Origin of the sequence: Paracoccus sp. S4493 (genome assembly GCF_000967735.1) — a bacterium.
Lineage (GTDB): Bacteria > Pseudomonadota > Alphaproteobacteria > Rhodobacterales > Rhodobacteraceae > Paracoccus > Paracoccus marcusii.
Genome location: NZ_JXYF01000097.1, coordinates 1 through 24,549, shown reverse-complemented (window position 1 = coordinate 24,549; position 24,549 = coordinate 1). Strand labels below are relative to the sequence as shown.

Genomic DNA, 24,549 nt, shown 5'->3' with positions numbered 1-24,549 from the left:
CTACCGCCCCGCCGCATAGGCCTGCATCAGCCGCGGCGTCGCGGCCGCGCGCAGAAGGCCCTGCGCATCGCGGCTGGCGGCGGTCAGGCGGCCGATGTCCCAGGGGCCGGTGATGGTCACGTCATGGCCGCGACGGCGCAGCTCGTCGATGGTGGCCTGGCCCACGCGATCCTCGATCAGCATGCCGCCCGGTGCCGCGGTGCGCGGGTGGAACGAGGCCGGGAAATGCGTCGAGTGGAACAGCGGCGCGTCGATGGCCGCCTGCAGGTTCGGCTCGAAATGGACATGGCGCAGGAAGAAGACCAGCTGCCACTGGTCCTGCTGATCGCCGCCGGGCGTGCCGAAGGACAGATGCGGCACCCCGTCGCGCAAGGCCAGCGATGGCGTCAGCGTGGTGCGCGGCCGCCGTCCTGGCGCCAGGGACGTGGGCAGACCCGGCTGCAGCCAGAACATCTGCGCGCGGCTATTCAGGCAGAAGCCCAGCTCCGGGATGATCGGCGACGATTGCAGCCAGCCGCCCGAGGGCGTGGTGGACACCATGTTGCCCCACCGGTCGATCACGTCGATATGCACGGTATCGCCGCGCTTTTCCGACAGATGCGCCATGGTCGGCTCATAGACCGCGCCCTTGCCCAGGCCGTCCAGCAGGGACAGGGTGCGGGCGCGCTGATCCTCGAACCCCGGCACGGTGCCGGGGCGCAGGTGCAGCGACGCGCGGTCGCCGATCAGGGCGCGACGGTCCGCGGCATAGGCGTCCGACAGCAGCGTCTCCATCGGCACGTCGTGCATCAGGGGGTCGCCGTAATAGACCTCGCGGTCGGCATAGGAGAGCTTCATCGTCTCGATGACGGTATGGACGAAATCGGGGCCGTTCGGGTCCATCGCGGCGATGTCGATGCCCTCCAGGATCTTCAGCCCCTGCAGCAGCACCGGCCCCTGGCCCCAGGGCCCGGTCTTGGCGATGGACCAGCCGTGATAGTCGGCCCAGGTCGGCTCCTCGGTCGTGGCGGCATAGCCGGCCATGTCGTCGGCGCTGAGGACGCCGCGATGTTTCGCCCCGCTGCCGTCCATCACCTCGGTCGTGCGGCAGAAGCGGTCGATCGCCTCGGCCACGAAGCCGCGATAGAAGGCGTCGCGGGCGGCCTGCACCCCCGCCTCGCGCGTGGGCGCGCCCTCGGAGGCTTCGACGATTCGGCTGTAAGTGTCCGCCAGCGCCTCATTCTTGAACAGCGCGCCCGCCTGCGGGGCCTGCCCGCCGGGCAGCCAGGTCGCATGCGATGTGGGCCATTCGGCGGCGAAGAAATCGGCCAGACCGGCGATGCTGTCGGCCACGCGGGGCAGCATCGGATGGCCGTGGCTGGCATAGTGGATGGCGGGGGCCAGAACCTCGGCCACGCTCATCGTGCCGTGTTCCTGCAGCATCAGCATCCAGCCGTCGAAGGCGCCGGGGATGACGGTGGCCAGCAGACCGTTGCCGGGGATCAGGTCGATCCCCTCGGCGCGGTAATGCTCGATGGTGGCGCGGGCGGGGGCGGGGCCCTGGGCGCAGATCACCTGGGTCTTTCCGGTCTTGGCCGAATGGATGATCGCGGGCAGATCACCCGCCGGGCCGTTCAGATGCGGCTCGACGATCTGGAGGACAAAGCCCGTCGCGACGGCGGCGTCGAACGCATTGCCGCCCTTTTCCAGGATCGCCATGCCCACGGCGGTCGCGATCCAATGGGTCGAGGTGACGACGCCGAAGGTGCCGGTGATCTCGGGGCGGGTGGTGAATTGGGTCATGACGACTCCTTGCAATGTCAGTGTTCGCGCGGGTCCAGCGCATCGCGCAGCCCGTCGCCGATCAGGTTGAAGCCGATGACGACCAGAAAGATCGCGGCCCCCGGCCACCAGGCCATCCAGGGCGCCTGTGTCAGGAAGTTCTTGGCCACGTTCAGCATCGACCCCCAGCTGGGCGCGGGGGCCTGCTGGCCCAGGCCCAGGAAGGACAGCGACGCCTCGGCGATGATGGCGGTGGCGATGGTCAGCGTGGCCTGCACGATGATCGGCGGCACGATGTTGGGCAGGATGTAGCGGCCCATGATCGCGATGTGACCCAGGCCGATGGCACGGGCGCCCTCGACGTAATCCTCGGTCTTGACGGACATGACCTGCGCGCGGGTCAGGCGAATGAAGATCGGCATGGCCGACAGGCCGATGGCGATCATCGCATTGGTCAGGCTGGGCCCCAGGAAGGCGGCCAGGGCGATCGCCATGATCAGGAAGGGCATCGCCAAGAGCGCATCGGTGAAGCGAGAGATGATCGTGTCGGTCCAACCGCCGAAATAGCCCGCGATCAGCCCGATGGGCACGCCGGTGACGACGGCGATCGCCACAGAGATCACCCCCGCCATCAGCGAGGCCTGCGCGCCCCAGATCATCCGGGACAGGATGTCGCGGCCGATCTCGTCCGAGCCCAGCCAGTATTCGGCGGACGGCGGCAGCCGGATCGCGGTCCAGCTGGTGGCCAGCGGGTCGGCGATGGGCAGGATCGGCGCGGCCAAGGCCAGAAGGACGAAGAAGGCCACGATGATGCCGCCGACCAGGGCCGCGCGGTTGCGCCGGAACTTGCGCCAGAAGCGGCTTTTGGCACGGGGGGCGTGCATGTCGATGGCGGTCATAGGGCGGCCCTCATCCGGGGGTTCAGCATCACGGACAGCACGTCCGCGACCAGGTTCATCAGCAGGAAACCGACGGCGGTGCACAGCACGACCCCCTGCACCACGGCATAGTCGCGGTTGAACACCGCATCGACGATCAGCTTGCCGAAACCCGGAATGGTGAAGATCTGTTCGGTCAGCACCGCGCCCGCCAGCAATTCGCCGAACAGCAGCGCGGTCAGCGTGATGACCGGCAAAAGCGCGTTCCTGAAGCTGTGCTTCAGCACCACCTGGCGGCCGGTCAGGCCCTTGGCCCGCGCCGTCCGGATATAGTCCGCCGACAGCACGCCCAGCATGGATGACCGGGTGTGGCGCATCAGCGTCGCGGCCAGCCCCGTACCCAGCACGAAAGCCGGCATGATCATCGTCTGCAGCGAGCGGACCGGATCGACGAAGATCGATTCATATCCCGATGCCGGCAGCCAGCCCAGGTTCACCGATACCAGCAGGATCAGCATGATCCCCAGCCAGAAGTTCGGGATGGACAGACCCGACAACGCCACGAAATTGGCCAGCCAGTCGGTCACGTTGCCCTTGCGCACCGCCGCGATGATGCCTGCGGGAATGCCGATCAGCATCGCGAAGATCATCGACATGACCGCCAGCTGGATGGTCACCGGCAGCTTCTGCACGATCAGCTGCGACACGGGTTCCCCGGTCCGCAGCGAGGTGCCCAGATCGCCCGTCACCACGCCCCCCAGCCAGCGCAGGTACTGGACCGGCACGGGGTCGTCCAGGTGCAGCTGTTCGCGGATGCGGGCCAGGGTCTCGGGGTCGCGCTCCTCTCCGGCCATGGCCAGGACGGGATCGCCGGGCAGCAGCATCTGCAGCCCGAAGACCAGCATCGACACGATCAGCAGCGTCGGCAGGGCGACCATCAGCCGCTTGGCGATATAGATCAGCATGGGGGTCCTTTCACCATCGGTGCGGGGGCGCGGCGGGCGCGCCCCCGGTCATGGTCACTCGGCCAGGGTGACGTCCTGCAGGCGGATCATCCCGTCGGGCAGCGCCTTGAAGCCCTGGACCTTGTCGGTTAGCGCAAAGATGTAGGTCTGGTGGCCCAGATAGATCACCGGCAGGTCCTGGTTCAGGATCACGCCGGCCTCGTCGTACAGCGCCTTGCGGGCGGCGGGGTCGGTGACGGCGCGCGCCTCGTTCAGCAGGCGGTCGACCTCGGGGTTGCAGTATTTCGGGTCGTTGATCCCGCCCTCGCAGGTGACGAACTGGTGCAGGTTGCCGTCCGGGTCGGGACGCCCCGACCAGTCCGACCGCGACAGCTGGAAGTTGCCGGCCGTCTGCTCCGACAGAAGCGTCGCGAATTCGGTCGCGCGCAGGGTGACGTCAAAGCCCGCCTCGGCCACCATCGCCTGGACGACCTGCATCATCTGGGTGACGACGGGGTTGTTGGCATGCTGGATCTCGACCGCGACGCGCTCCTGTCCGGCCTCGGCCAGTAGGGCCTTGGCGGCCTCGACGTCGCGGGCGGGAACGGGCAGATCCTGGTTGTACCATTGCGAGGTCGGCGGGAAGGGCTGGTTGCCCGCGCGCGCCGTGCCGTCGAACACGACCTGGTTCAGCGCCTCGCGGTCGATGGCCAGCGAGAAGGCCTGGCGGACGCGCGCGTCCTCTCCCATCGGGGTCAGGGCGCGGTCGCCGTTGCCGATGTTGGCATAGATCGCCATGTAGCCCAGGCCCACGACCTCCTGCAGGCTCAGCCCGTCGGTCTGGTTGACGGTGCCCACGTCGGTGGCGGCGATCCGTTCGACCATGTCCAGCTCTCCGGACTGCAGGTTGGCCAGGCGCACGGTGGTGTCGGGAATTGGGCGATAGGTGACGCGTTCGATCTTGATGCGGTCCGCGTCATAGTAATCCGCGAACTTCTCCAGCACGATACGGTCCTGCTGGATGCGTTCGACGAACTTGAACGGACCCGAACAGACCGGGTTCTGGCCGAAATCGGCGCCTGCCGCCTCGGCCGCGGTCGGAGAGATCATCATTCCCGCCCGGTCCGACAGCTGCGCGATGAGCGACGCGTCCGGCGCGGTCAGCGTGAATGTCACCTGCAGCGGTCCCGTCGCCTCGACCGAGGCAATCGAGGACAGCTCGGACTTGCGCCGCGATTCCGGCAGGGTCATCGACCGGGTGATGTTGGCCACCACCGCATCGGCATCGAACGCCGTTCCGTCGTGGAATACCACGTCGTCGCGCAGGTTCATGACCAGCTGCAGCCCGTCGTCGGAATAGGTCCAGTCCGTCGCCAGCATCGGGATGATCTGTGCGTCGGCGTCCAGGTCGACCAGCTTGTCGCACAGGCCCGCATAGACGATGCGGCCCACGAAGGTGCGCGACTGGTCGGGGTCCAGGATGTCCGCGTCGTCGCCCAGGCCGATGCGCATCTCCTGTGCGGCGGCGGGCAGGGCGGTCAGCAGGGCGGCAAGCGCGGTGGCGGTCAGCAGATGGCGGGTCATGGGATGTCCTTCCTGATGGGGGTCAAGCATGGGCCGGTTGGTCCGGCCTTCCGGTATCGGTTGCGGGGAGGTCGGCCGATCCAAGGCGGATCAGCTTTTCCTGAAGCATCAGCAGATGCAGGCGCATCTGTTCGGCGGCCGCCTGCGGGTCGCGGGCAGCAATGGCGTCGACGATGGCGCGGTGCTGGGCCACGGGCAGCGCGTGACCGGCCAGGCCACCCCGCGCGCGTTCGCGCACCGCCTGCCAGGCGGGGTCCTGGCGGATGCGGTTGACCACGTCGAACAGCGACAGGAACAGCGCATTGCCGGCGGCCTCGGCGATCTGGCGGTGCAGGGTGCCGTCCCACAGCTCTCCTTCGTCGGCGTCGACGCATTGCGCGATGCGGTCCGACAATTCGTGCATGCGGGCGATCTGGACCGGCTTTGCGCGCAGCGCGGCAAGGGCCGCCAGCTGCGGCTCCAGGCGCAGGCGCACCTCCATGATCTCGAAGAAATCGGTCGCGGGGGCGGCGCTGTCGATCTGACCACCGACGAAGGTTCCGGCGCCCTGGCGGCGGGTGATGCGGCCCTCGGCCTCCAGCACCTCCAGCGCGCGGCGGATCGCGCGGCGGCCGATGCCCATCTGCTCGGACAGCTGCCGTTCGGTCGGCAGGCGGGTGCCGTTCGGATGACCCGGATCGTCCACCCAAGCGCGCAGCTGTTCCAGCGCATAGGCAGAGGTCATGTTTCCCTGACCCCTGGCGGGACCGTCATCGGCAAAAGGAAGATCAGGCATGTCCATGAAGCGAACCAATCCGTTATTGGTTCATGCTGTCACAAATCTGCCGTCACGCAAGCGCGATGACGCGTGATCGACTGTGATTGAGCGGCTGCACAGCGGATACCTGTCCCCGCGCCTTTGTTCGGTGGCTCAGAAATGCGAACCATTACAGTGCAATGGTTTGCCCGTGCCCCATCAATGACGTCGACTGCCCGAAGTTTAAGCATTCGGTTAAAATGCAACCTTATGATGAGGCGAATTCGCCGACCTGCCTGTCTGGAAGGCTGGACGTCCGGGAATCAGGTGCGATGGGCCTCTCCCCAAGGATAGAGCGTGGCGTCGTTGTGACTTGTCCCCGCGCCATCACGTTAACCAAGACGTTGACCCTGAATGTTCGGCATGCAGGGGTCATGTGCTGGATGATCTCGCACGTCCTCGCGGATGCAAATGCCCTACTGGCATCGTCCGACCGACCCATCGCGTCGATCTCCGGCGGCCAAGCGATTTATTTGCGTCAGAGGTCACGCAGGAAGTATGGCAGCAGCGCCTGCCTGCTGGGCGACTATCGCAGCGCATCGCGAAGGACTGTCTGGTGCAGTGCTTCTTCATCAGCGGGACGGTGCGTGGCCGCCGCAGTCGGTTCGCCAAACGGTTCAAACATGCATCTCGACGGCCCGCGGCCCGCGACGAACCCGTGCAGTCCACTAGGCAACCATCGGATGCCGGGTGTCACCGATCTCACCCCCTCAAAGACCATTGTTATGCAAACCCGCGGCGCAACCGTTATTGGCCATCCTGCTGCGGCACTCTCACCTTCGGACTTGCGACCATGAACGCGGCGATTGGTGGGCAACGTCGGCACGTATCGTTGGGTGCGAACGGAGATTCCTCGGGGCACTTGCATAGGTTGGTACCACTGTGCCGCTACTTGGTGGCGTGACAGGTGCAGCGGTCAAGGTCCTGCAACAAAGAGGTTTTCTAGGGTTACCCCCGGAACTGTCCCCGGAAATTGTGGATAACCTGGATCACCAGCGCAGCAGCTTGTGACCCGCCACGGCCCCGGCAACGGATGCCAGCATGATCGCCGCGCCGTACCAGAACACATAGAACAGCGGCGAATCCTCGGTGCAGGACAGGGCATAGCCGGTCGCCGCACCGGCGCCTGCCGCAAGTCCGATCAGCGCGCCGGCCAGGACGGGATGCGTGCTGGCGCCGCGACGCATCAGCCGCACGCCTGCAAACAGGGGTGCTGCCGACAGGGCCAGCACCGCGGGCACGCAGGTATCGGCCGAATGGCCCAGCCAGTCATGGGCCAGCCGATCGACGGGCGTCGCGACCAGTGCCCAGACCGCCAGGGCCAGCGCCGAGGCGGCGGGCACCGCCAGGGGCCACAGCCCGATACGCGCGCCGGGCCGTGCCAGCCGCACCGCCATGGGCCAGGCCAGCATCAGCACCATCAGCGGCAGCAGCGGCTTGGCCAGGGTTACCGGCGCGGCCAGCGATGCGGCCAGATCGGGGCGCGGCCCGGACAGCGCCATCTGCAGCGCAAGGCCCAACAGCGCCGTCCCGGCCATCGTGGCGATCATCCGCGCCGGAGAGAACCGGGTCGAGGGCAGGGGTTCGGCCGCCAGTCGCGCAATCAGCGCCTCGGTCGAGGAGGGTTGTGTCATTCGCGTGTTCCCAGTCCGATGGCGGACAGCTTCTTCATGGCGCGGTGCAGGGCGACCCGGACCGCGCTGTCGGTCATGCCAAGGCGGGCAGCGACGTCGTCGGCACTGTCCCCCTCGATGCCCATGGCGCGGACGATGCCTGCGGACCGCGCGTCGATGCGCGCCAGCAGCACCCCCAGGTCGCGGGCGGCGGTGGGGTCGTCGGTGCGGCTGTCGGCCATGATCTCGGCAAAGTCGTGGATGGGCAGGTGGACGCGGCTGCCCCGCCTGCGGAACGCGTCGATCACCTTGTAGCGGGTGACCGCGTACAGCCAGGGACGCAGGGGCGTGTCCGGCTGCCAGCTGTCGCGTTTCAGGTGAATGGCCAGCAGCACCTCCTAGACGACATCCTCGTGCAGGTCGCGGGGCAGGCTGCGCCCGCGGGCCCGCACCACGGCGCGGATCAGCGGCGTGACCTGGGTCAGGAACCGGGCCATGGCGCGGCTGTCGCCGGCCTGCGCCGCCGCCAGAAGTGCCGCCCATTCGGTGCCGTCCTGCTGCATGCCCCGCCTCCGCGCGCCTGTCCTCAGGCTAGCCGCAGGGATGCCCACCCCGCAAGGCACGATGGCGGGAACGGCGATCACGCCGGCACCCGGCGGGTCTGCAGGACGTGGTCCAGCGACCACCGCCCCGGTCCATGCGCGATCAGCGCCAGGAAGGCGGCGGCCCACAGCCCGTGCGTGATCCAGGCCGAGGGATAGACGAAGATCTGGATCGTCGCCGTCATCGCCAGAAGCGCCAGCGCCGACAGCCGCGTCATCAGCCCCAGGATCAGCAGCACCGGCAGCAGGTGTTCGGCCAGGGTCGCGGCCACCGCTGCCCCGTCCGACGGGATCACGGGCAGGGCGTATTCGTGTTCGAACAGGAACCAGGTGCTGTCCTTGATGGACAGGCCGTCGACCTTGGTGCGGCCCGACTGCCAGAAGACCGCCGCTGAAAACACGCGCAGGGCCAGCCCGGCAAGGTCGGTCAGGATGGGGGTCATGGCACGGTCTCCTGGTCGGTCAGGCTGCCGGACCGCATCAGGTGCAGCAGCAGCGGTTGAGGGTCGTGGTCAGCCTGCACCGCCCGGGCGGCCCGGGCGGCCTGCGTCAGCGTTCCCGCAGTCAGGGCCGCGATCATCGCGGCGTCGGCGGGGCTGATCGCGGTGACCGGAACGCCCCAGGACGGATCGCGCAGGATCAGCGCGATCTGGGGTCCCGCGGGGACAGGGCCGGGGGTGGCGCCGGGCTGGTTCATCGCCCAGACCGCGACGCCCGCATGGTGCAGCGGCAGCACGATGACCGACGGGTGCAGGCCCAGCCTCAGCAAGTCCGGGTCGGCGCGGGTCAGGCGGTCCGGGCGGACCGGGACGGCGTCGGCCGCGTGAAAGGCCAGCCCACGAGCATGTTCGATCCGCGCGACGTCGGCCATCCAGGGCCAGCCGGCCAGCGGCGGGAAATCGGCCAGAAAGGCCGCGAACCCCGCGCCCCATTCGGCCATCACCGGCGACCGGGGGCGGTCGGCCGCGACGAAGCTTGCGGCCAGCGCGGCGAAATAGTCGGCCCCAACCAGCCGGCGGATGACGGGAAAACGCTGTGCCAGCGCGGCGGACTGGCCCACCGCCACGTTGTTGCGATAGACGCCGAAACGGCGCTCTGCCTCGGGGCCGGTCACGCCGGGGGGCAGCGGCCCGCCGCGCAGCGCGACGTCGAAGGCCGTGGTGAAATGGGCGTGCTCAGACGGCATGGGCCAGCCCCGCATGGCGCAGGATGGCGTCGGCCCGCGCGGCCTCGGCCGCGAGGATCGGCCAGTCGGGCAGGTCGTTGTCCCATTCGACCAGCGTCGGCAGCGGGCCCTGGCGCGCGATGACCTCAGCATAAAGCGCCCAGACCGGGTCGGCGACGGCACTGCCGTGATCGTCGATCAGCAGCGGGCCCGAGGGCAGGTCCTCGGTCGCATGGCCGCCCAGGTGGATCTCCTGCACCAGGTCCAGAGGAAAGGCGTCCAGCCATACCCAGGGATCGCGCCGATGGTTCACCGCCGAGACATAGAGGTTGTTGACGTCCAGCAGCAGCCCGCAGCCGGTGGCCTGGGCGATGGCCTGCAGGAACTGGGTTTCGGGGATCTCGGACTGCTGGAACAGCAGGTAGGTGGCGGGGTTCTCCAGCAGGATGGGACGCGCCAGCGCGGTCTGGACCTGGTCGACATGATCGATGATCAGCGCCAGGGTCTGGGGCGTGTAGGGCAGGGGCAGCAGGTCGTTCAGGTATTCGGCCCCGTGGCTGGACCATGCCAGGTGTTCGGAAAAGCTGTCCGGCTGATACCGGTCGCACAGCGCGCGCAGCCGCGCCAGGTGATCCCGGTCCAGCCCATGCGGGCTGCCGATCGACAGGCCCACACCGTGCAGCGACAGCGGGAAATCGGCACGCAGCGCGGTCAGCTGCGCGTGGGGCAGGCCGCCCGCGCCCAGATAGTTCTCGGCATGGACCTCGAAGAAGCCGACCGGGCGGGCGTCCTGGCGGATCTCCGCGAAATGCTGGGGCTTGAAACCGACGCCGGGGGTGGCGGGAAGGCGGGACATGGCATCACCCTTTGGGAATGGCCGCGCGGGACGATCCCCGCGCGGTCCGTGTCGGATCAGGCGGGCAGGTCGCGCATCTGTTCCTCCAGCATGCCCATGCGGGCGGTGCCGTCGGCCTGCGCGGGCAGCTCCATCGTGGTGCAGGTGCCGGCAGGGACCAGCGTCCAGGCGTTCCCCTGATAGTCGACGGTCGAGGTGCCGGCGCAGGTCGTGCCCGGCCCCGCGGCGCAGTCGTTCTGCCCGGCCAGGGCGACGCCGAAGCATTTCTCCATCTCCTGCGCCATGACGGGGGTGGCGGCCATCGCACCAAGCGCACAGGCCAGCGAGGCGCCAAGCGAAAGGCGGGTCGTGAATGCGGTCATGATCATCTCCGTTCTGATGTCGAAGGCGCGTCAGCCCGCCTTCATGCAGATCAGATCGCGGCGGGTGGGGCGCGCGTTACAGCGCCACGGTGCTTTTTTCGCATCGACATGCTGCCCGTCGGCAAGGCACCGCCGGGGAGGGGAGAGTTCATCTTTCTTTACTTGGTCGCTTTCCGGTGAACCCGCGGCGGCGTGACGTTGTTCGCTGTGCAATGGCCGCATTGCACGGTCTGCAGTCAGTTTGCCGAAAGGTGCAATCATGCACATTCTTCACCTTGCCTTGGGCGGCTGCCTGAAGGCTGCCCCCGTGCGCTATGGCGTGACCGAGGATACCGGCGGCCACATCGCCTATGTCCTGGGTGCTGCCATGGCACAGGCGGCGCTGCCGCAGGTGGCGTCGGTCGACATCGTCACCCGTACGTTCGACGGCATGGATCCCATCCACGCGCAGGCGGTGGAGGAGGTCACGCCCGGCTGCCGCATCCTGCGCCTGTCGACCGCCAATCGCGCCTATCTGGCCAAGGAGGCCCTGGAGGCGGAGCTGCCCGCCCTGGCTGAGGCATTCTGCGGGATGCTTGGCGGGATGTCGCAGAAGCCCGACGTGATCCACGCGCATTTCGCCGACGCCGCGCGCCTGGCCCGGACGGCGCAGAAACGGTTCGGCATTCCCTGGATCTATACTCCCCATTCCCTGGCCCTGCAGAAGGACCCTGCCGCCGCCAGCCGTCCCGATCTGCGCGACCGGATCGCGGCCGAGCGGTCGGCCGTCGAGGGCGCCGCCGCGATCATCGTGTCCTCGCGCGACGAGGCCGAGCGCCAGCTGCGCCCCTATGGCAAGGCGGCCGAGGGGCGCAGCCATTGCGTGTCCCCCGGCGTGACGCTGCTGCCCGATGCGGGCACCGCGGCGGCCGATGCGCTGCTGGCGCCGTTCCTGCGCAGGCCGGATCGTCCCATCGTTCTGGCGGTGGCCCGTCCCGTGGCCAAGAAGAACCTGGCCGGGCTGGTCGATGCCTACGCCGCATCGCCCGAGCTGCAGGACCGCGCCAACCTGGTGATCCTGGCCGGGCTGCGCGACGGCATCGATGGCGGGCCCGCCGAACAGGCGCAGGTGCTGCGCGGACTGTTCGACCGGATCGACCGCCATGGCCTGTGGGGCAAGGTCGCCCTGCCGCCGCGCCATGATGCGGGTCAGCTGCGGGCGCTGTACGCGCGGGCGGCGCAGGGAGGCGTCTTCGTGAACCCGGCGCTGCACGAACCCTTCGGATTGACCCTGGTCGAGGCGGCGCAGGCCGGCGTCCCCGTGGTTGCGACCCGGAACGGCGGCCCCGTGGACATCGTGGCACAGCTGGGTCACGGCGCGCTGGTCGATCCCGGCGACGCGGGGCAGGTCGCCGCGGCCTGCCTGCGCATGATGGACGACCCGCAGGGCGCGATCCGCGCGCAGGCCCGCGCGCTGGAGGCCTTTGACTGGCGGGACTGGGCGCGACGGTCGGTGGCGATCTGCCGGAACCTGCAGCGCGCCGCCCCCCTGCCGCGTCGCGCGGTGCGCCGCATCCTGGCCAGTGACATCGACGGCACGCTGACCGGCTGCCCGGTGGCCGCCGCACGGTTCGTCGATTGGCACGCGCAGCGCGACGACGGGTTGCTGTTCGCCGTCGCCACCGGGCGGTCCGTGTCGCAGGCGCGCCGGGTGCTGGCCGATTGGGCCCTGCCGCGGCCCGACCTGTTCATCACCTCGGTCGGGTCCGAGATCTGGCGGTGGGGCGCGGGCGACCGCCTGCACCCCTGCACCGACTATGCCGCGCTGCTGGATGCGGACTGGGACCGCGATGCGGTGCGGGCCGTGCTGCAGGCCCGCACCCCCGTTTGGCAGGCAGGCTATGAACAGCGGCGGTGGAAGCTGTCGCTGCTGGGTACCGCCGCGCAGGCCGCGGAAATCGAACGCGATCTGGCGCGCGCCGGGTTGGCGGCGCGCGTCATCGCCTCGCACGGCGAGTTCATCGACGTGCTGCCGCAGGCGGCCGGCAAGGCCGCCGCCCTGCGATTCGAGGCCACGCGCCGGGGCCTTGACTTGCGCCACTGCATCGCCGCGGGCGACAGCGGCAACGACGCCGACATGCTGGCGGCCAGCGGGGCGTCGATCCTGCCGTCGAATGCCTATGCCGAACTGGCCCATCTGCGCGGTCGGGGCATCTATCAAAGCCGCTATCACCACGCCGCCGGGGTCATCGACGGTCTGGCGCAGCTTGGGTTGGCACGGCAGGCGCAGCATGCGTGACCTGGTCCCCGACGACACGGCAAAGCGGCCCTACGGCTATTTCGTCCACCACCAGGGACGGGGCCACGCGGAACGCTGCGCGGCCATCGTCAATGCGCTTCCCACCGATCGGCCGGTCACGATTTTCTGCGCCCGGGACGACATCTTTCCGCCGCTGACGGCACGGGCGCGCATCGTCACGATCCCGTCGCTGTTCGAACGGACCGGCGCCGAATGCGACATGGACCACGTTCCGACACCCGACACGCTGCACTGCGCGCCTCTGGGCTGGCCGGGCATCCGTCAGGCGATGGGCCGGATCGCTGGCTGGTTCGCCAGCGATGATCCCGCACTGATGATCTGCGATGTCAGCGCCGAGATCGCACAGCTGTCGCGCATCTGTTCGGTCCCCCATGTCAAGATCCTGCAGCATGGCGACCGCGGCGATCAGGGACACCAAGCCGCCTATGCGGGGGCCGTGGGCCTTCTGGCGCCGTTCTCTGCAGCCTTGGCGCAGCCGGATTGGCAGCCCTTTTCGGACCGCATCCATTATGCCCCCGGCCTGGGCATTCCCGCGATCACGCCCCCCGCCCGGGCGGCGGCCCGGCGGGCCTTGGGGCTGGACCCCGACCGCCCCGTGGCGCTGTTGGTGTCGGGTGCGGGCGGCACCGGGTTCGCGCAGGCGCCGATGGGTGTGGCCGCACGGGCCTTTCCCGACTGGCATTGGATGACCATCGGCGCGACCCAGCCCGACTGGCATGCGACGCAGGGCGGCAACCTGACCCACCGGGGCTGGGTCGACGACCCGGCGACCCACGTGGCGGCGGCCGATCTGGTGATCTCGTCGACGGGCAACACCACCTGCGCGCAGGTTCTGGCTGCCGGGCGGCCGTGGATCGTGGTGCCGGAATGGCGCTATTTCGACGAGCAGCGCCTGAAGGCCGAAGCCCTCGGCCGCGCGGGCGTCGCGCTGCACCTGCCGCATCTGCCGTCCAGCGCACACGCCTGGCGCGCGGCGGTCACGCGGGCAATGGAGGGTCACGACCCCGCGGCACAGTCGCGCCTGGTCACCCCCGATCCCGCGGCCGACACGGCCCGATGGCTGGAAACCCTGGCGCGCGACCTGTGGTCCGCCGCCCCCTCGACACGCATCCCCGAAGGAGCCCCTGCATGATCCACGTTTCCGCCCTGACCATCGCTGCGGGCCGCGAGGCCCATTTGCGTAATGTCGTCGCAGGCTTTCAGGCCCAGCAGCACAAGCCGTCGGAACTGATCATCGGCGTGATGCAGGACGCCGACTATACCGACCTGCCCCGGGCCGACTTTCCCATCCGCCAGATCCCCGTGACGGCGTCCGAACTGCCGCTGTCGGCGGCCCGCAATGCGGTGGCCGATGCGGCGACGGGCGACCTGCTGGTCTTTGTCGATGTCGACTGCATCCCCGCGCCCGATTTCATCAGCGGCTATCTGGACCGCATGGCGGACCGTCGCGGCCTGTTCATGGGCGAGGTGATGTACCTGCCCCAGGGCGGCACCGACGGGGGGCTGGATTTCGACCGCTTCGCCGACATCGCCGTCAAGCATTCCGACCGCCAGGGCCCCCCGGCCTCCGGGGTGGCGGCCTGTGCCGACTACCGATGCTTCTGGTCGCTGAACTTTGCGATGTGGCGCCAGGATTGGCTGGACGGCCCGCGTTTCGACGAGAGCTTTACCGGATATGGCGGCGAGGATACCGATTTCGGCCGCGCCTGGTCGGACGGCGGCGCTCCGATCTGGTGGATCGCGGGGGGCCGCGTCTATCATCAGTACCACCCGCATTGCATGCCCCCGGTTCATCACCTGCACTCTGTCCTGCGCAACACCGAGGTCTTTGCCCGCAAATGGGGTCACCGCACGATGGAGCATTGGCTGTATGCCTTCCAGCTGATGGGCCTGATCCGCAACGCGCCTGAGGGGTTGCAGCTGCTGCGCGAACCCGGCCCGACGGAATTCGCCCTGTGCGAACAGCAGGGGCACATGCCCTATGCCAATTCCCGTCGTGTCATCGACCACCTGCACCGGCTGGCCGAAGACGACCGCATGACGACCGAACGGGTCGCCCGCGAACAAAGCGCCCTGTTGATGCCCGCCGCCGAATGACCGGCCGCCCGTTGCGGATCGCGGTGATGGCACATTGCCGTCACCCCATCGCGGCCCCGTTCATGGGCGGCATGGAGGGTCATGCCCACCACCTTGTCAACGCCCTGCGGGCGCGGGGGCATGACGTGACCCTGGTCGCGGCGGGCGACAGCCGGGTGGACGTGCCGTTGCTGCCTCTGATGGCGCAGCATTACGACCTTGATTTTCCGTGGCACCAATATCACGGCACCGAATTGCTGAACGCCCATCTGGACAGTCACCATGTGGCCAGCCTAGCCACGCTTGCGGACATGGATTTCGACGTCATCCACAATAACACGCTTCATCGGTTTCCGCCGCGCTTTGCGCGGGCGACGCGTGTGCCGATGGTCACCTCGCTGCACGTGCCGCCCTTTGACGCGCTGCGCCGGGCCGTGCGCGACAGCGTGGCCCCGTGGCATGTGACGACAGGATGTTCGCGCAGGCATCTGGCGGCCTATTTCCCCGAAGGCCCGCCCGCATCGGCGCGGGTGGTGCCGAACGGCATCGATCTTGCGCAGTGGCCCTATTCGCCGCAGGGTAATGGGCAGGCGGTCTGGGCGGGACGCATCACGCCAAACAAGGCACCCCATCTGGCGATCGCCGCCGCGCGCCGCGCGGGCGTCGCCCTGACGATCTTTGGCAGTATCGAGGATGGCGATTACTTTGACGCGCAGGTCCGGCCGCAACTGTTGGGGGACATTCGCTTTGGCGGGCACCTGGCGGGACCGGATCTGGCCGCGGAATACGGTCGTGCATCGGCCCTGCTGTTCACGCCGCAATGGGACGAGCCCTTCGGCCTGACCGCGATCGAGGCGATGGCCTGCGGAACGCCCGTGGCCGCCGTCGCGATGGGCGCGGTCCACGAGGTGCTGGGCCCGGCCGGGCGGTTCGCCGCCCCCGATGGGGCCGGGCTGGACCGCGCGCTGATCGAGGCGATGCAGATCCCTCGTGACGTGCCGCGCCGCCATGTGGCCGGCCACTTTGGGTTGGACCGCATGATCGACACGCTGCAGGCGCTGTATGTCGAGGCGATCGACCGGCGGCACGATCCCGCGCCACCGGTCAACTTTCTGCCCATCGAACTGCCGCTGTCGCTGGCGGGGCGCGGGGCCGAACCGGCGCTTCAGTCCGGGATGCGCTGACCCAGGACGCCGCGGGGGGCGGGCGGTTCCTCGCGCCGCGGTTCGGTCGGAACGGCATCCTGATCGGTCATCACAGCCACGACATCGGCGGCGATCTTGTCCAGCAGGTCCAGTTCCGCATCCTCGATCTGGCGCGGTTCGCGGTCCATCAGGCACAGGGCGCCCAGCACGTGGCCGTCGGCCGTGCGCAGCGGCGTTCCGACATAGAACCGTCCCTGCCACTGGCGCACCGCCGGGTTGTCCGAAAACCGCACGTCGCGGTCGGTGTCGGGCACGACCAGCGTGTCGTCGGCGGCGATGACGTGATTGCACATCGCCTCGGCCCGCGGCATCCAGTTCATGCGCGGCTCGGTCTCCGTGCGGCGGCCGGGCAGGTCCGCGCTTTGCCCGACGATGTATTCCGCATCGGCATCGATCGCGGAGATGAAGGCTAGGCTGACATCGAACACGTCCGCCGCACGTTTCGCCAGATCGTCCAGATCCTCGCGCGCGCGTCCGTCCAGGACCGCGGTCTGGGCAAGGGCGTCCAGACGCGCGGCCTCGTCCGCGGGGGGCGGGGGGGCCTGCATCGCGGCGCGGTCTGCGTGGGCCGGGGTCAGCCACTGGACGGCCTCGTCCATGGACAGCACGATCTGATCGACGCCAAGCGCCTCGGCCCGGTCGGGGCCCGCCTGATCCTCGGGGGCGTTCCACAGGGCCAAGACGATCCGAAGGTCGGGCCAGCGACGGCGCAGACGCCGGACGAAACCGCGCACCGCCGCGTCCGGATCGCGGCTGAAATAGCCGATGCAGACGGTGTCGATCCCCTCCAGGTCCAGACCGTCGACATAGCGCGCGGTGACCGTGCCGGTCGCGCGCTGGACCGCAGGAATGTCGGCTAGCGCCAGGGCGTGAACCAGCATCTCGGCCGAAATGGCATCGACCTGCCACTTGCCGCCGATGCAGGCGACGCGCGGGGTGCCGGTGGGGGTGGCCGGGTGATCCTCGCGCAGGTCTTCCAGCAGCTGGTCCATGCCGTCGACCACGCGCAGCCGATGCTCGACCCGTGCATTGGCGTGGTAATCGTCGCTGGCTTGGCGCAGAACCTCCATCCCCGTCGTGTTGTAGAACGCGGCGATCCCGGTCGTGCGGATGGCATCGGACGAGATTTCATAGGCCTCGTCGGGATCGTTGGCGATCAAACGCTGATAGATGCGCGTGGGCAGGTCCAGCGCCGGGGTCGATCCCAGCAGCGTGTCGAAGAAGGCCAGCTGCGGCAGGTTGCGGCCCACGACCAGCAGGCAGACCGTCAGGGGCGTCGACAGGATCAGGCCAAGCGGCCCCCACAGCGCCGTCCAGAAGGTCGCGGCCGCGATCAGCGACAGCGCCGACAGGCCGGTCGAGGTGCCGTACAGCATCGGCTCGACGATGTTGTTGCTGACCAGTTCCAGGAACACGATCAGCGCCAGCGCCATCAGTACCATCTGCCATCCGGGATCGACGGCGAAGGCCAGGGCCAGCGGAAAGATCGCCGACAGCATCGGTCCGACATAGGGAATGAACCGCATGATCGCGGCAAGCGTGCCCCACAGGATCCAGCCCGGCACCCCGATGGCCCACAGGCCAAGCGCCATCGGGATGCCATAGGTGACGTTCACCACCAGTTGCATCAGCAGGTATTTCGAGATCCGCTTGCCCGCCTCCTCCAGCGCGTCGGTCGAGCGGTGCAGGTTGCCGCCCAGCAGGCGGATCAGACGGTCGCGCAGATCGCCCCGGTCCAGAAGGACAAGGAACACGAAGACGACCACGATGCCCAGGGTCGCCAGCGGCGCCAGGGCGGGGGCCAGCCAGGCGCTGGCGGTGGCAAAGGGGGACGGACCGTCGCCCACGACCGTCACGGCCAGCGGGTCGGCCACGGCGCCGGGGGCATCCTGCAAGGCGGTGGCCAGCTGTTCCTGGACGGTGGCGATGGTCTGGAACACGCCGTCGAACAGGCCCGGCCCCTCCATCTGCTGGCCCAGCCCCTGGATCTTGGCGCGGATCGTGGACTGATAGGCGGGCAGTTCGGCGCTGAGCACGCTGACCTGCGACGTGATCAGCAGGCCCAACCCCAGCAGCATCGCGATGACCGTCAGCATGACCACCGACACCGCCGCCGCCTGCGGAATGCCGCGGCGCACCAGAACCTTGACCAGCGGCCCCAGGGCAAAGCTGATCAGGAAGGCGATCGCCAACGGGATCAGCACCTCCTGTCCGTAATACAGCAGGCCGATGATGACCGTGCCCACGACCAGCCACGCGGCCATGCGCACGATGTCGACCCCGCCCTCGGGCGCGGCGACTGCGGCATTGGCATCCGGCCCCAGCAGGTCGTGCGGGGCCTGACGCGGCCCCGAAGTGTTCAATGTCATGATGGTCCCCCGACATGCCCCCTGCACGGGGGCGCTGGTCAACACGGCACGAAGGCCCCGGTTCCGTCGCTGCGGGCGGATGCCCGCCGACGGCCATCCGTCCCGCCGCACGCATCATATGATACCGGAACCGGGCGCGTCACGCGCCGTTGCGCTGCCGACCGGCCCAAGGGTGGGCCGGTCCCGAACAGACGAAAGTTTTTCCCGATGAACACCACGATCCGCACCCCCGGCGCCGATGATGCGGGCCCGCTGGAACAGGCCGACAAGGAGGCCGCCGCCCAAGCCGCGCGCCACCGCCACCATCCGGTCGTCAAGGCCGTCGGCACGCTGAGCGAGGTCGCCGACCAGGTGCCCCTGTCCCTGGTTTGCGGCAGCGTGATCCTGGGCGGCGCGTTGTCCGGGCAGGATCATGTCGCGCGCACCGGCCTGCGGATGATGGCGGCGCATGTCCTGGCCAATTCGGTCAAGCGGGTGATCAAGAACCGCTTTCGCCGCACCCGCCCGGTCGAGATGATCAAGCGGCAGGACTATCGCTGCGAGCCGGGCGAAAGCCGGGGCGGGCACGAGACGTCCTTTCCTTCGGGGCACACGGCGGGTGCGGTGGCGGTGGCCATCGTCGTCGCGCGCGATCTGCCGCACATGGCCGTGCCCGCCCTGGGGGTCGCGGCGATGATCGCGGGAATCCAGGTGCCGCGGGGCAAGCATTATCCGGGCGATGTCGTGGCCGGTGCGGTTCTGGGGCTGGTCTCGGCGCTGGTTGTGCGCCGGCTGTGGGACAGGGCCGCGCGCGACTGAACTTATGTCAACGGAACGTGGCGTCACGACCGCCCGTTTCATCGACAGCATACGGCCCCGCGATCCTGCCGGGCCAGGGAGAGACATCATGGCGACCGCCTCCGACGACACCAAGACCAAGACCGCAACCAAGAAATCCGCCCGCGCAGCAGGGCAGAAGACTGCGAAACCCACCGCCGAGGCCCGCACCAAGCGGTCGCAGGCCGTGGCTGCGAAATCAAAGGCCAAGGCCGCCAAGCCCGCGGTGACGGACAAGGGCCTTGCGGATCTGTTCGAACACGCCTTGGCGGACATGTATTACGCCGAGAAAAAAATCTACAAGACGCTGCCCAAGATGATCAAGGCGGCCGACCATCCCGACCTGATCGCCGCCCTGACCGCGCATCGCGAAGAGACCGCAGGCCAGATCGAGACCTTGGAGGCGATTTTCGAACTGTTGGGCAAGCGTGCCAAGGCCGTGAAATGCGATGCCATCGACGGCATCCTGGAAGAAGGCGAAAGCCTGCTGGAGGATTTCGGTGACAGCGTTGCCGCCGACGCCGCGATCATCTTCAGCTGTCAGGCGGTCGAGCATTACGAGATCACGCGTTACGGCTCGATGCGCGCCTTTGCCGAGGCCTTGGGGATGGATGAGGCGAAGACCCACCTGGAGGGGATCCTGGCCCAGGAAAGCGCGGCCGACACCAAGCTGACCGAACTGGCCGAGGATTCGGTGAACGACGCGGCCGCCGAATACGACGACCACGACGCCTGACCACATAGGATGGCCCCCGGTGATCCGGGGGCCGTTTTCGTCACGCCAGAAAGAACGCCATCATCGCATCAGTGGCCAAGGGTCCCGGAGCGGTGTGGCTGCCGGTAGGTTGACCACCGGACCAGGCGTGACCCAGTCCTTGAACCCGCCATGTCTCAATCCGCAACGTGCCCGCGTCATCGCGGTATCGGCCGATATGCACGGCACGGTCATTCAGCCGTGCATCCGCCGCGCGTCGGGTCAGGCCGGGTTGCCGCCGCAGCGCCTGCGCCACTACGGCATCGGCATTGCGCGGCGACACGGTCTTGTCGGTCGCGCCATGCACGACGAACAGCCGGCAGCCCACGCCCTCACCTCGATCGGATCCGCCCTGCGACATCGCTTGGAACGCGCCCGCCATGTCCGTAGCCGCGCCGTTGGGAAGGCCCGAATGACAGGCCACGGCACCGAAATCGTCGGCAAAGACCGCGCCCAGGATCACCGCCATCGCCCCGCCGGCCGACAGCCCCGCGGCAAAGCGCCGGTCGGGGGCCACAGCGTGGTCGTGGGCGACGCTGCGGGTCAGGTCGACCAGAAAGGCGGCCTCTCCGCCGTCGCGGGCGGCATGACGGGCCTCGAACCAGTTCCAGCAGCGGTTCATGTTGGCCTGTGACGTCTGTGCGGGGGCCACGACGATCATCCGATGGCGCTCTGCCGCCGCCATGATGCCGGTGCCGCGGGCGAAATCATCCGGGTCCTGTGTGCAGCCGTGCAGCAGAAGCAACAGCCCTGCAGCCGGGCGTCCCTCCAGCGACGCGGGCAGGTACAGGCGATAGTCGCGTGACTGCGCTGCCGCCTGATGCTGGTGTGTGGTCCAGCTGGCCCCCTGGGGGATGTCCATCGGCGTGCTGTCGCGCATGGCCGCACCTGCGGGAAAGCCGGCCGACATCCGGGGCATCTGCGGCATCGACAGGCCGCCACCCGGCATGCGCGGCATCGCGCCCCCGCCCAATCCCGACTGGATCATCTGCGTGGCTTGCGCCAGATCGCCCGACCGCATCAGTTCGGTGATGCGGGCCATGTTCATCGGCATCTGTTCGGTCATCATCGTGTTCCCTTGTTCGTTCGGCAGGCGTCCAGCGCCGCCTTGACCCCGGCATCCGCCTGGATGGTGCCCAGAACCTCGATCGAGCGGATCGTGGCGGTGATCAGGTCCGGGGGAATGTCGCGGGCAAAGCGGGCAAGCCCGATCACCCGCAGGTCCAGCATCTGGTTCGCGGCGTGCAGGGCCTCCAGTTCGGCCCGGGACAGATCGCGCAGACCCATCACGAAATCGTCGCGCACGATGGCCGGGGCCACCGAGGCGTCGTGTCGGTCCAGCTGCGCCCGGATCGCGGTGCGGATCAGGTCGCTGCGACTGGCATAGAAGCCTTCGCGCACCAGCAGGTCGATCCGTCCCAGATCGACGAAGCCCAGATTGATGGTGATCTTTTCGGTATCGGCCGTTCGGGCCGGAGAGGCGGTCGCCATGATTGCTATCCCTTCCTTATGCCATCCATATGGATGTCTAAGGAAAGAATTGCGACCTGATCTTTGTCAGTCGATTCCTATGACACCAGCCTACGACGGCGTCCGGTTGCCATGCCCCGCGCAATGGCCTCTGCGATGTCGGCACAGGCCGTGATCCCCTGAACGAACGGGCGGTCGTGCATCAGGTAGGGGATCGCCGCCAAACACAGCCTGCCGCTGAACGGACCCGCGCCCAGCAGGCTGTAATCCTGCGCCACGTCGGGAATTTCGTGATCCGCATCCAGCAGCGCGCGCCGCAAGGTCGGGAAGGGCAGGTCTTCGGTGCTGAGGGGCTTTTGTCCCCTTGCATCGATAAACACGGCAAAGCGTTCGGTGCGGTCGTCATGGACGATGACGGTCTCTGCGCCATCGCGGGTCAGGTCGTAATCCTCGCCCAGGGGCATGATCGACAAGATGCCGGCATCGCGCAGCGCCAAGACGCGCCGGATCGATTCCGACGGGACTGCGGCATAGTTGTCGACAAACACCTTCTTCAGACCCCTGTCGAACCGGTCGCGGTCGTCGTCGGACAGGTCCGGCACGATCTCCTCGACCTGTTCATGCATGCGCAGCAGAGCATAGCGCCAAGCGACGGTGATCTTGTGCGCCTTGTTGTGTTCGACCTCGTCCAGATTGGCGCGGGCCCATTTGAACGGATCGGCGGCCTCGCGCGCGGCGAAATAGGCATCGGCAAAGCTGTCCACATCCAACCCGCCCAACCCGATCTTCAGCGCAAAGGCCGGGTCGGCCTGCATGATCTCGGCCCGGACCAGATCGAAGGCCGCATCCAAGGGCGCCGGGGTCGACAGGCAGGCGGCCAGCGCCGGGGCGGTGGCGATGGTCAGGGGTTCATAGGGGATGGGGCAATAGAAGTCGGCCTCGGGCAGGACGCCCGACCGCGACATCATCACGATCCGCAGATCTGCCGATGCCGGGTCCAGATCAAAGCGCAGGTCATCACCCTTGCGGCGGAAACGACCGTGCTGGTTCACCACCGCCATCGCCGCGTCGATCGAACTGAGAGAGGTGCCCATGATGCCGACCCGCACAGCAGGAATGTCGGCCTCGATCAGTCCGGACCAGGGACTGGGAAAATAGCTGCGGGTGGCCTCGTCCTCATCGGGGAAGGCGTGGCCTGTGGCGACGATCACGCGGTCGAAGGGCCCGTCGCGCCCGTCCGCGGTCATCACGCTCAGGCCCGCTTCGTCGGACTGGATATCCAGAACCTCGGTCGCCTCGCGGATGTCGATCCGGTGGCCCCGTGACCGCGCCCGATCGACCAGCGCCATCAGCTGATCGCGGAAATATTCGCCCAACAGCAGGCGCGGCGTGAACTGACGCTCGTCCACGTCCTGGGGGTCCAGGCCGTAGGATCTCAGCCGCGCATCCGGCTGATCCTGCAGCCAGTCCAGATAGGTGGTCGCAATCGGCGGTATCTCGATGCTGGCAATGTTGGCCAGCATCGCGCGGTTCGACATCTCGGGTGAATAGGGCATGCCGACCCCGGCACGCGGTCCCTTTTCGTACAGCGTGACCGCCAGCGGCAGGCCAGTGTCCAGAAGGTGCAGCAGCGTATAGATGCCGGTCGGGCCGGTGCCGACGATCGCGATGGTCCTGGCGGTCATATGTGTGTCCATGGGTTCGAAACGCCGCCCGTGGGCGTCCGTTCCGGCATCAAATGCTGGTCGGGTCGATCACGAAGTCCAGCCGCGCCACCGTGCCGCCGTCCTTGCCTTTCGCCAGCGTCAGTTGGCCGTTCAGCGCCGTCGCGAACTGGCGTGCGACGATCAGTCCCAGGCTGTCCGACGTCTCCAGATCGAAGCCTTCGGGCAGGCCAGGGCCTTTGTCCACGATGCGCAGCGTCGCGGGGATGCGTCCGTCAGGGGTGGCCGCGTCGACGTTCAGCCTGACGGTGATCTCCGTGTCGCGGCCTTCGGGGGCGCCGTGTTCGATGGCGTTCATCACCAGTTCGCTGGCGATCAGACCCAAAGGGACGGCCGTGTCATGCGGCAGCGGCAGGCTGTCGGCGCTGAAGTCCAGATCGACGTCGCCTGCGCCCGTGACCTCCACCACGTCATGCAGCACCTCGCGCAGGTATTCGGCCGCGTCCAGCGTTTGCAGGTCCGGTGAATGCAGCCGCCGCTGCAACAGCGATATCGACCGGATGCGGGTCTGCGACGCGACCAGCGCCTGGCGCGCGGTCTCGTCCGCGACCAGCTGGGACTGCAGGCGCAGCAGCGCCGCGACCGTGGACAGGTTGTTCGAGATCCGGTGCTGCAGTTCAGAGAACATCAGGCTGCGTGATGTCGCCAACGCGTTGGCCCGCTGTTCGGCGGCCATGCGCTGTTCCAGGGCCCGACCTGCGGCGGTGATGAACACCACGTCCGTGGCGATGATCAGCGCATAGAGCAGCAGCGCGACGATGGCTCCCGGCGTGATGGCCAGGCTGCGCACCGGTTCGATGAAGAAATACCACGCGATGACCCCGCAGGCCACGCCCACGGCCAATCCGGACCGCAGCGACGAGAAAACCAGCGTCAGCATGACGGCGGGAAAGAAGGTCAGGAACGGAAATCCGGGCGGCAGCGCATCGTTCAACGCAAAGCGCAGCGCAGTCGACAGCACGATCGCCGACAGGGCGAACACCACCTGATGGCGCAGAGACCTGCGAGCCAGAAGCGCCGCGCCCAGCCCCTGCATCAGCTTTTCGGACAGCGTCCGGCGGTCAGGCGCTGCAGCGTTCGTCACGTCATGTCCCGTCTTGTCCCCGCGGCCGGCCAATGCCGGACCATCCGCACCTTAGCAAGAATAATGCGGTGGAAAATGGCAGAAATGACTGATGTTTGACGGACCTTTTGGATTGTCGGTACGGCAGCCGCTGTAAGGACGGTCAGCGCGGCGAGGCCGCGGTTCATCGGGATGTATCGACCCGGTGAAGA

The 24,549-nt window shown here is 68.2% G+C and carries 25 protein-coding genes; 6 read left to right on the top strand and 19 right to left on the bottom strand.

Going from position 1 to position 24,549, the window contains the following annotated elements; all coding sequences use genetic code 11:
* From TW83_RS13165 to TW83_RS20635, 13 genes are all read right to left on the bottom strand, one after another.
* Complete coding sequence (locus TW83_RS13165; protein WP_045983232.1) at positions 1-1,782, bottom strand: gamma-glutamyltransferase family protein; 1,782 nt, start codon at positions 1,780-1,782, stop codon at positions 1-3.
* A 17-nt stretch (positions 1,783-1,799) separates the two neighbouring features.
* A complete protein-coding gene (locus TW83_RS13160; protein ID WP_045983231.1) occupies positions 1,800-2,660 on the bottom strand; it encodes an ABC transporter permease in 861 nt (286 codons plus the stop codon).
* Complete coding sequence (locus TW83_RS13155) at positions 2,657-3,604, bottom strand: ABC transporter permease (RefSeq protein WP_045983230.1); 948 nt, start codon at positions 3,602-3,604, stop codon at positions 2,657-2,659. Before TW83_RS13155 ends, TW83_RS13160 begins: the two co-directional genes overlap by 4 nt.
* A 54-nt stretch (positions 3,605-3,658) precedes the next feature.
* Positions 3,659-5,167 (bottom strand): ABC transporter substrate-binding protein, encoded by a 1,509-nt coding sequence (locus TW83_RS13150; RefSeq protein WP_045983229.1) that lies wholly within the window; start codon positions 5,165-5,167, stop codon positions 3,659-3,661.
* Between the two features lie 22 nt (positions 5,168-5,189).
* Positions 5,190-5,891, bottom strand: coding sequence for an FCD domain-containing protein (locus tag TW83_RS13145; protein WP_198143093.1), 702 nt, complete (start codon positions 5,889-5,891; stop codon positions 5,190-5,192).
* A 1,061-nt stretch (positions 5,892-6,952) separates the two neighbouring features.
* Positions 6,953-7,597, bottom strand: coding sequence for a DUF1109 domain-containing protein (locus TW83_RS13140; RefSeq protein ID WP_045983228.1), 645 nt, complete (start codon positions 7,595-7,597; stop codon positions 6,953-6,955).
* Positions 7,594-7,971, bottom strand: a complete 378-nt coding sequence (locus TW83_RS13135) for a sigma factor-like helix-turn-helix DNA-binding protein (RefSeq protein WP_239441340.1) — start codon at positions 7,969-7,971, stop codon at positions 7,594-7,596. Before TW83_RS13135 ends, TW83_RS13140 begins: the two co-directional genes overlap by 4 nt.
* Before the next feature lie 3 nt (positions 7,972-7,974).
* Positions 7,975-8,139 carry a hypothetical protein gene (locus TW83_RS22050; RefSeq protein WP_239441339.1) on the bottom strand — a complete coding sequence of 55 codons (165 nt, stop codon included), beginning with the start codon at positions 8,137-8,139 and terminating at the stop codon, positions 7,975-7,977.
* 77 nt (positions 8,140-8,216) lie between these two features.
* On the bottom strand, positions 8,217-8,621 hold the full coding sequence (locus TW83_RS13130; RefSeq protein WP_045983227.1) for a DoxX family protein: 405 nt from the start codon (positions 8,619-8,621) through the stop codon (positions 8,217-8,219).
* Entirely contained in the window at positions 8,618-9,364 is a 747-nt protein-coding gene (locus TW83_RS13125; protein WP_045983249.1) for a DNA-binding domain-containing protein, read from the bottom strand. The genes TW83_RS13130 and TW83_RS13125 overlap by 4 nt, the downstream gene beginning before the upstream one ends.
* On the bottom strand, positions 9,354-10,199 hold the full coding sequence (locus TW83_RS13120; protein ID WP_045983226.1) for a DUF692 domain-containing protein: 846 nt from the start codon (positions 10,197-10,199) through the stop codon (positions 9,354-9,356). The genes TW83_RS13125 and TW83_RS13120 overlap by 11 nt, the downstream gene beginning before the upstream one ends.
* A gap of 56 nt (positions 10,200-10,255) precedes the next feature.
* Positions 10,256-10,561, bottom strand: coding sequence for a DUF2282 domain-containing protein (locus tag TW83_RS13115; RefSeq protein WP_045983248.1), 306 nt, complete (start codon positions 10,559-10,561; stop codon positions 10,256-10,258).
* A 30-nt stretch (positions 10,562-10,591) separates the two neighbouring features.
* Positions 10,592-10,828: a hypothetical protein gene (locus tag TW83_RS20635; protein WP_157001574.1), complete on the bottom strand. Its 237-nt coding sequence runs from the start codon at positions 10,826-10,828 to the stop codon at positions 10,592-10,594.
* On the opposite strand from TW83_RS20635, the gene TW83_RS13110 reads away from it, so the two are divergent.
* The 4 genes from TW83_RS13110 to TW83_RS13095 are packed head-to-tail and all read left to right on the top strand — an operon-like array spanning position 10,821 to position 16,120.
* Entirely contained in the window at positions 10,821-12,839 is a 2,019-nt protein-coding gene (locus TW83_RS13110) for an HAD-IIB family hydrolase (RefSeq protein WP_045983225.1), read from the top strand. The two genes, TW83_RS20635 and TW83_RS13110, sit on opposite strands and share 8 nt — an antisense overlap.
* The gene (locus TW83_RS13105; protein WP_045983224.1) at positions 12,832-13,992 is read left to right on the top strand and encodes a glycosyltransferase; all 1,161 of its coding nucleotides are present in this window, start codon (positions 12,832-12,834) and stop codon (positions 13,990-13,992) included. The genes TW83_RS13110 and TW83_RS13105 overlap by 8 nt, the downstream gene beginning before the upstream one ends.
* On the top strand, positions 13,989-14,957 hold the full coding sequence (locus TW83_RS13100; protein WP_045983223.1) for a glycosyltransferase family 2 protein: 969 nt from the start codon (positions 13,989-13,991) through the stop codon (positions 14,955-14,957). Before TW83_RS13105 ends, TW83_RS13100 begins: the two co-directional genes overlap by 4 nt.
* Positions 14,958-14,983: 26 nt before the next feature.
* On the top strand, positions 14,984-16,120 hold the full coding sequence (locus tag TW83_RS13095) for a glycosyltransferase (RefSeq protein WP_239441338.1): 1,137 nt from the start codon (positions 14,984-14,986) through the stop codon (positions 16,118-16,120).
* Here the strand turns inward: TW83_RS13095 and TW83_RS13090 are convergent.
* Positions 16,102-18,510, bottom strand: coding sequence for an AI-2E family transporter (locus tag TW83_RS13090; protein ID WP_052714876.1), 2,409 nt, complete (start codon positions 18,508-18,510; stop codon positions 16,102-16,104). The genes TW83_RS13095 and TW83_RS13090 overlap by 19 nt on opposite strands.
* Positions 18,511-18,717: 207 nt before the next feature.
* Between TW83_RS13090 and TW83_RS13085 the strand changes: the two genes are divergently transcribed.
* Both TW83_RS13085 and TW83_RS13080 read left to right on the top strand, forming a co-directional pair.
* Positions 18,718-19,308 carry a phosphatase PAP2 family protein gene (locus tag TW83_RS13085; RefSeq protein ID WP_045983222.1) on the top strand — a complete coding sequence of 197 codons (591 nt, stop codon included), beginning with the start codon at positions 18,718-18,720 and terminating at the stop codon, positions 19,306-19,308.
* Between the two features lie 88 nt (positions 19,309-19,396).
* The gene (locus TW83_RS13080) at positions 19,397-20,062 is read left to right on the top strand and encodes a ferritin-like domain-containing protein (protein WP_084697470.1); all 666 of its coding nucleotides are present in this window, start codon (positions 19,397-19,399) and stop codon (positions 20,060-20,062) included.
* A 40-nt stretch (positions 20,063-20,102) separates the two neighbouring features.
* On the opposite strand, the gene TW83_RS13075 is transcribed toward TW83_RS13080, so the two are convergent.
* The 5 genes from TW83_RS13075 to TW83_RS21825 form a co-directional block, all read right to left on the bottom strand.
* Positions 20,103-21,146 (bottom strand): PHB depolymerase family esterase, encoded by a 1,044-nt coding sequence (locus TW83_RS13075; protein WP_045983244.1) that lies wholly within the window; start codon positions 21,144-21,146, stop codon positions 20,103-20,105.
* Entirely contained in the window at positions 21,146-21,571 is a 426-nt protein-coding gene (locus TW83_RS13070; protein ID WP_045983221.1) for a CopG family transcriptional regulator, read from the bottom strand. The genes TW83_RS13075 and TW83_RS13070 overlap by 1 nt, the downstream gene beginning before the upstream one ends.
* Positions 21,572-21,648: 77 nt before the next feature.
* Complete coding sequence (locus TW83_RS13065) at positions 21,649-23,235, bottom strand: FAD-NAD(P)-binding protein (RefSeq protein ID WP_052714882.1); 1,587 nt, start codon at positions 23,233-23,235, stop codon at positions 21,649-21,651.
* A gap of 49 nt (positions 23,236-23,284) precedes the next feature.
* Positions 23,285-24,358 carry a histidine kinase dimerization/phosphoacceptor domain -containing protein gene (locus TW83_RS13060; RefSeq protein WP_157001572.1) on the bottom strand — a complete coding sequence of 358 codons (1,074 nt, stop codon included), beginning with the start codon at positions 24,356-24,358 and terminating at the stop codon, positions 23,285-23,287.
* Positions 24,355-24,549, bottom strand: a 195-nt coding sequence (locus tag TW83_RS21825; RefSeq protein WP_204245754.1) for a hypothetical protein, incomplete at its 5' end; no start/stop codon positions are given. The genes TW83_RS21825 and TW83_RS13060, both read right to left, overlap by 4 nt.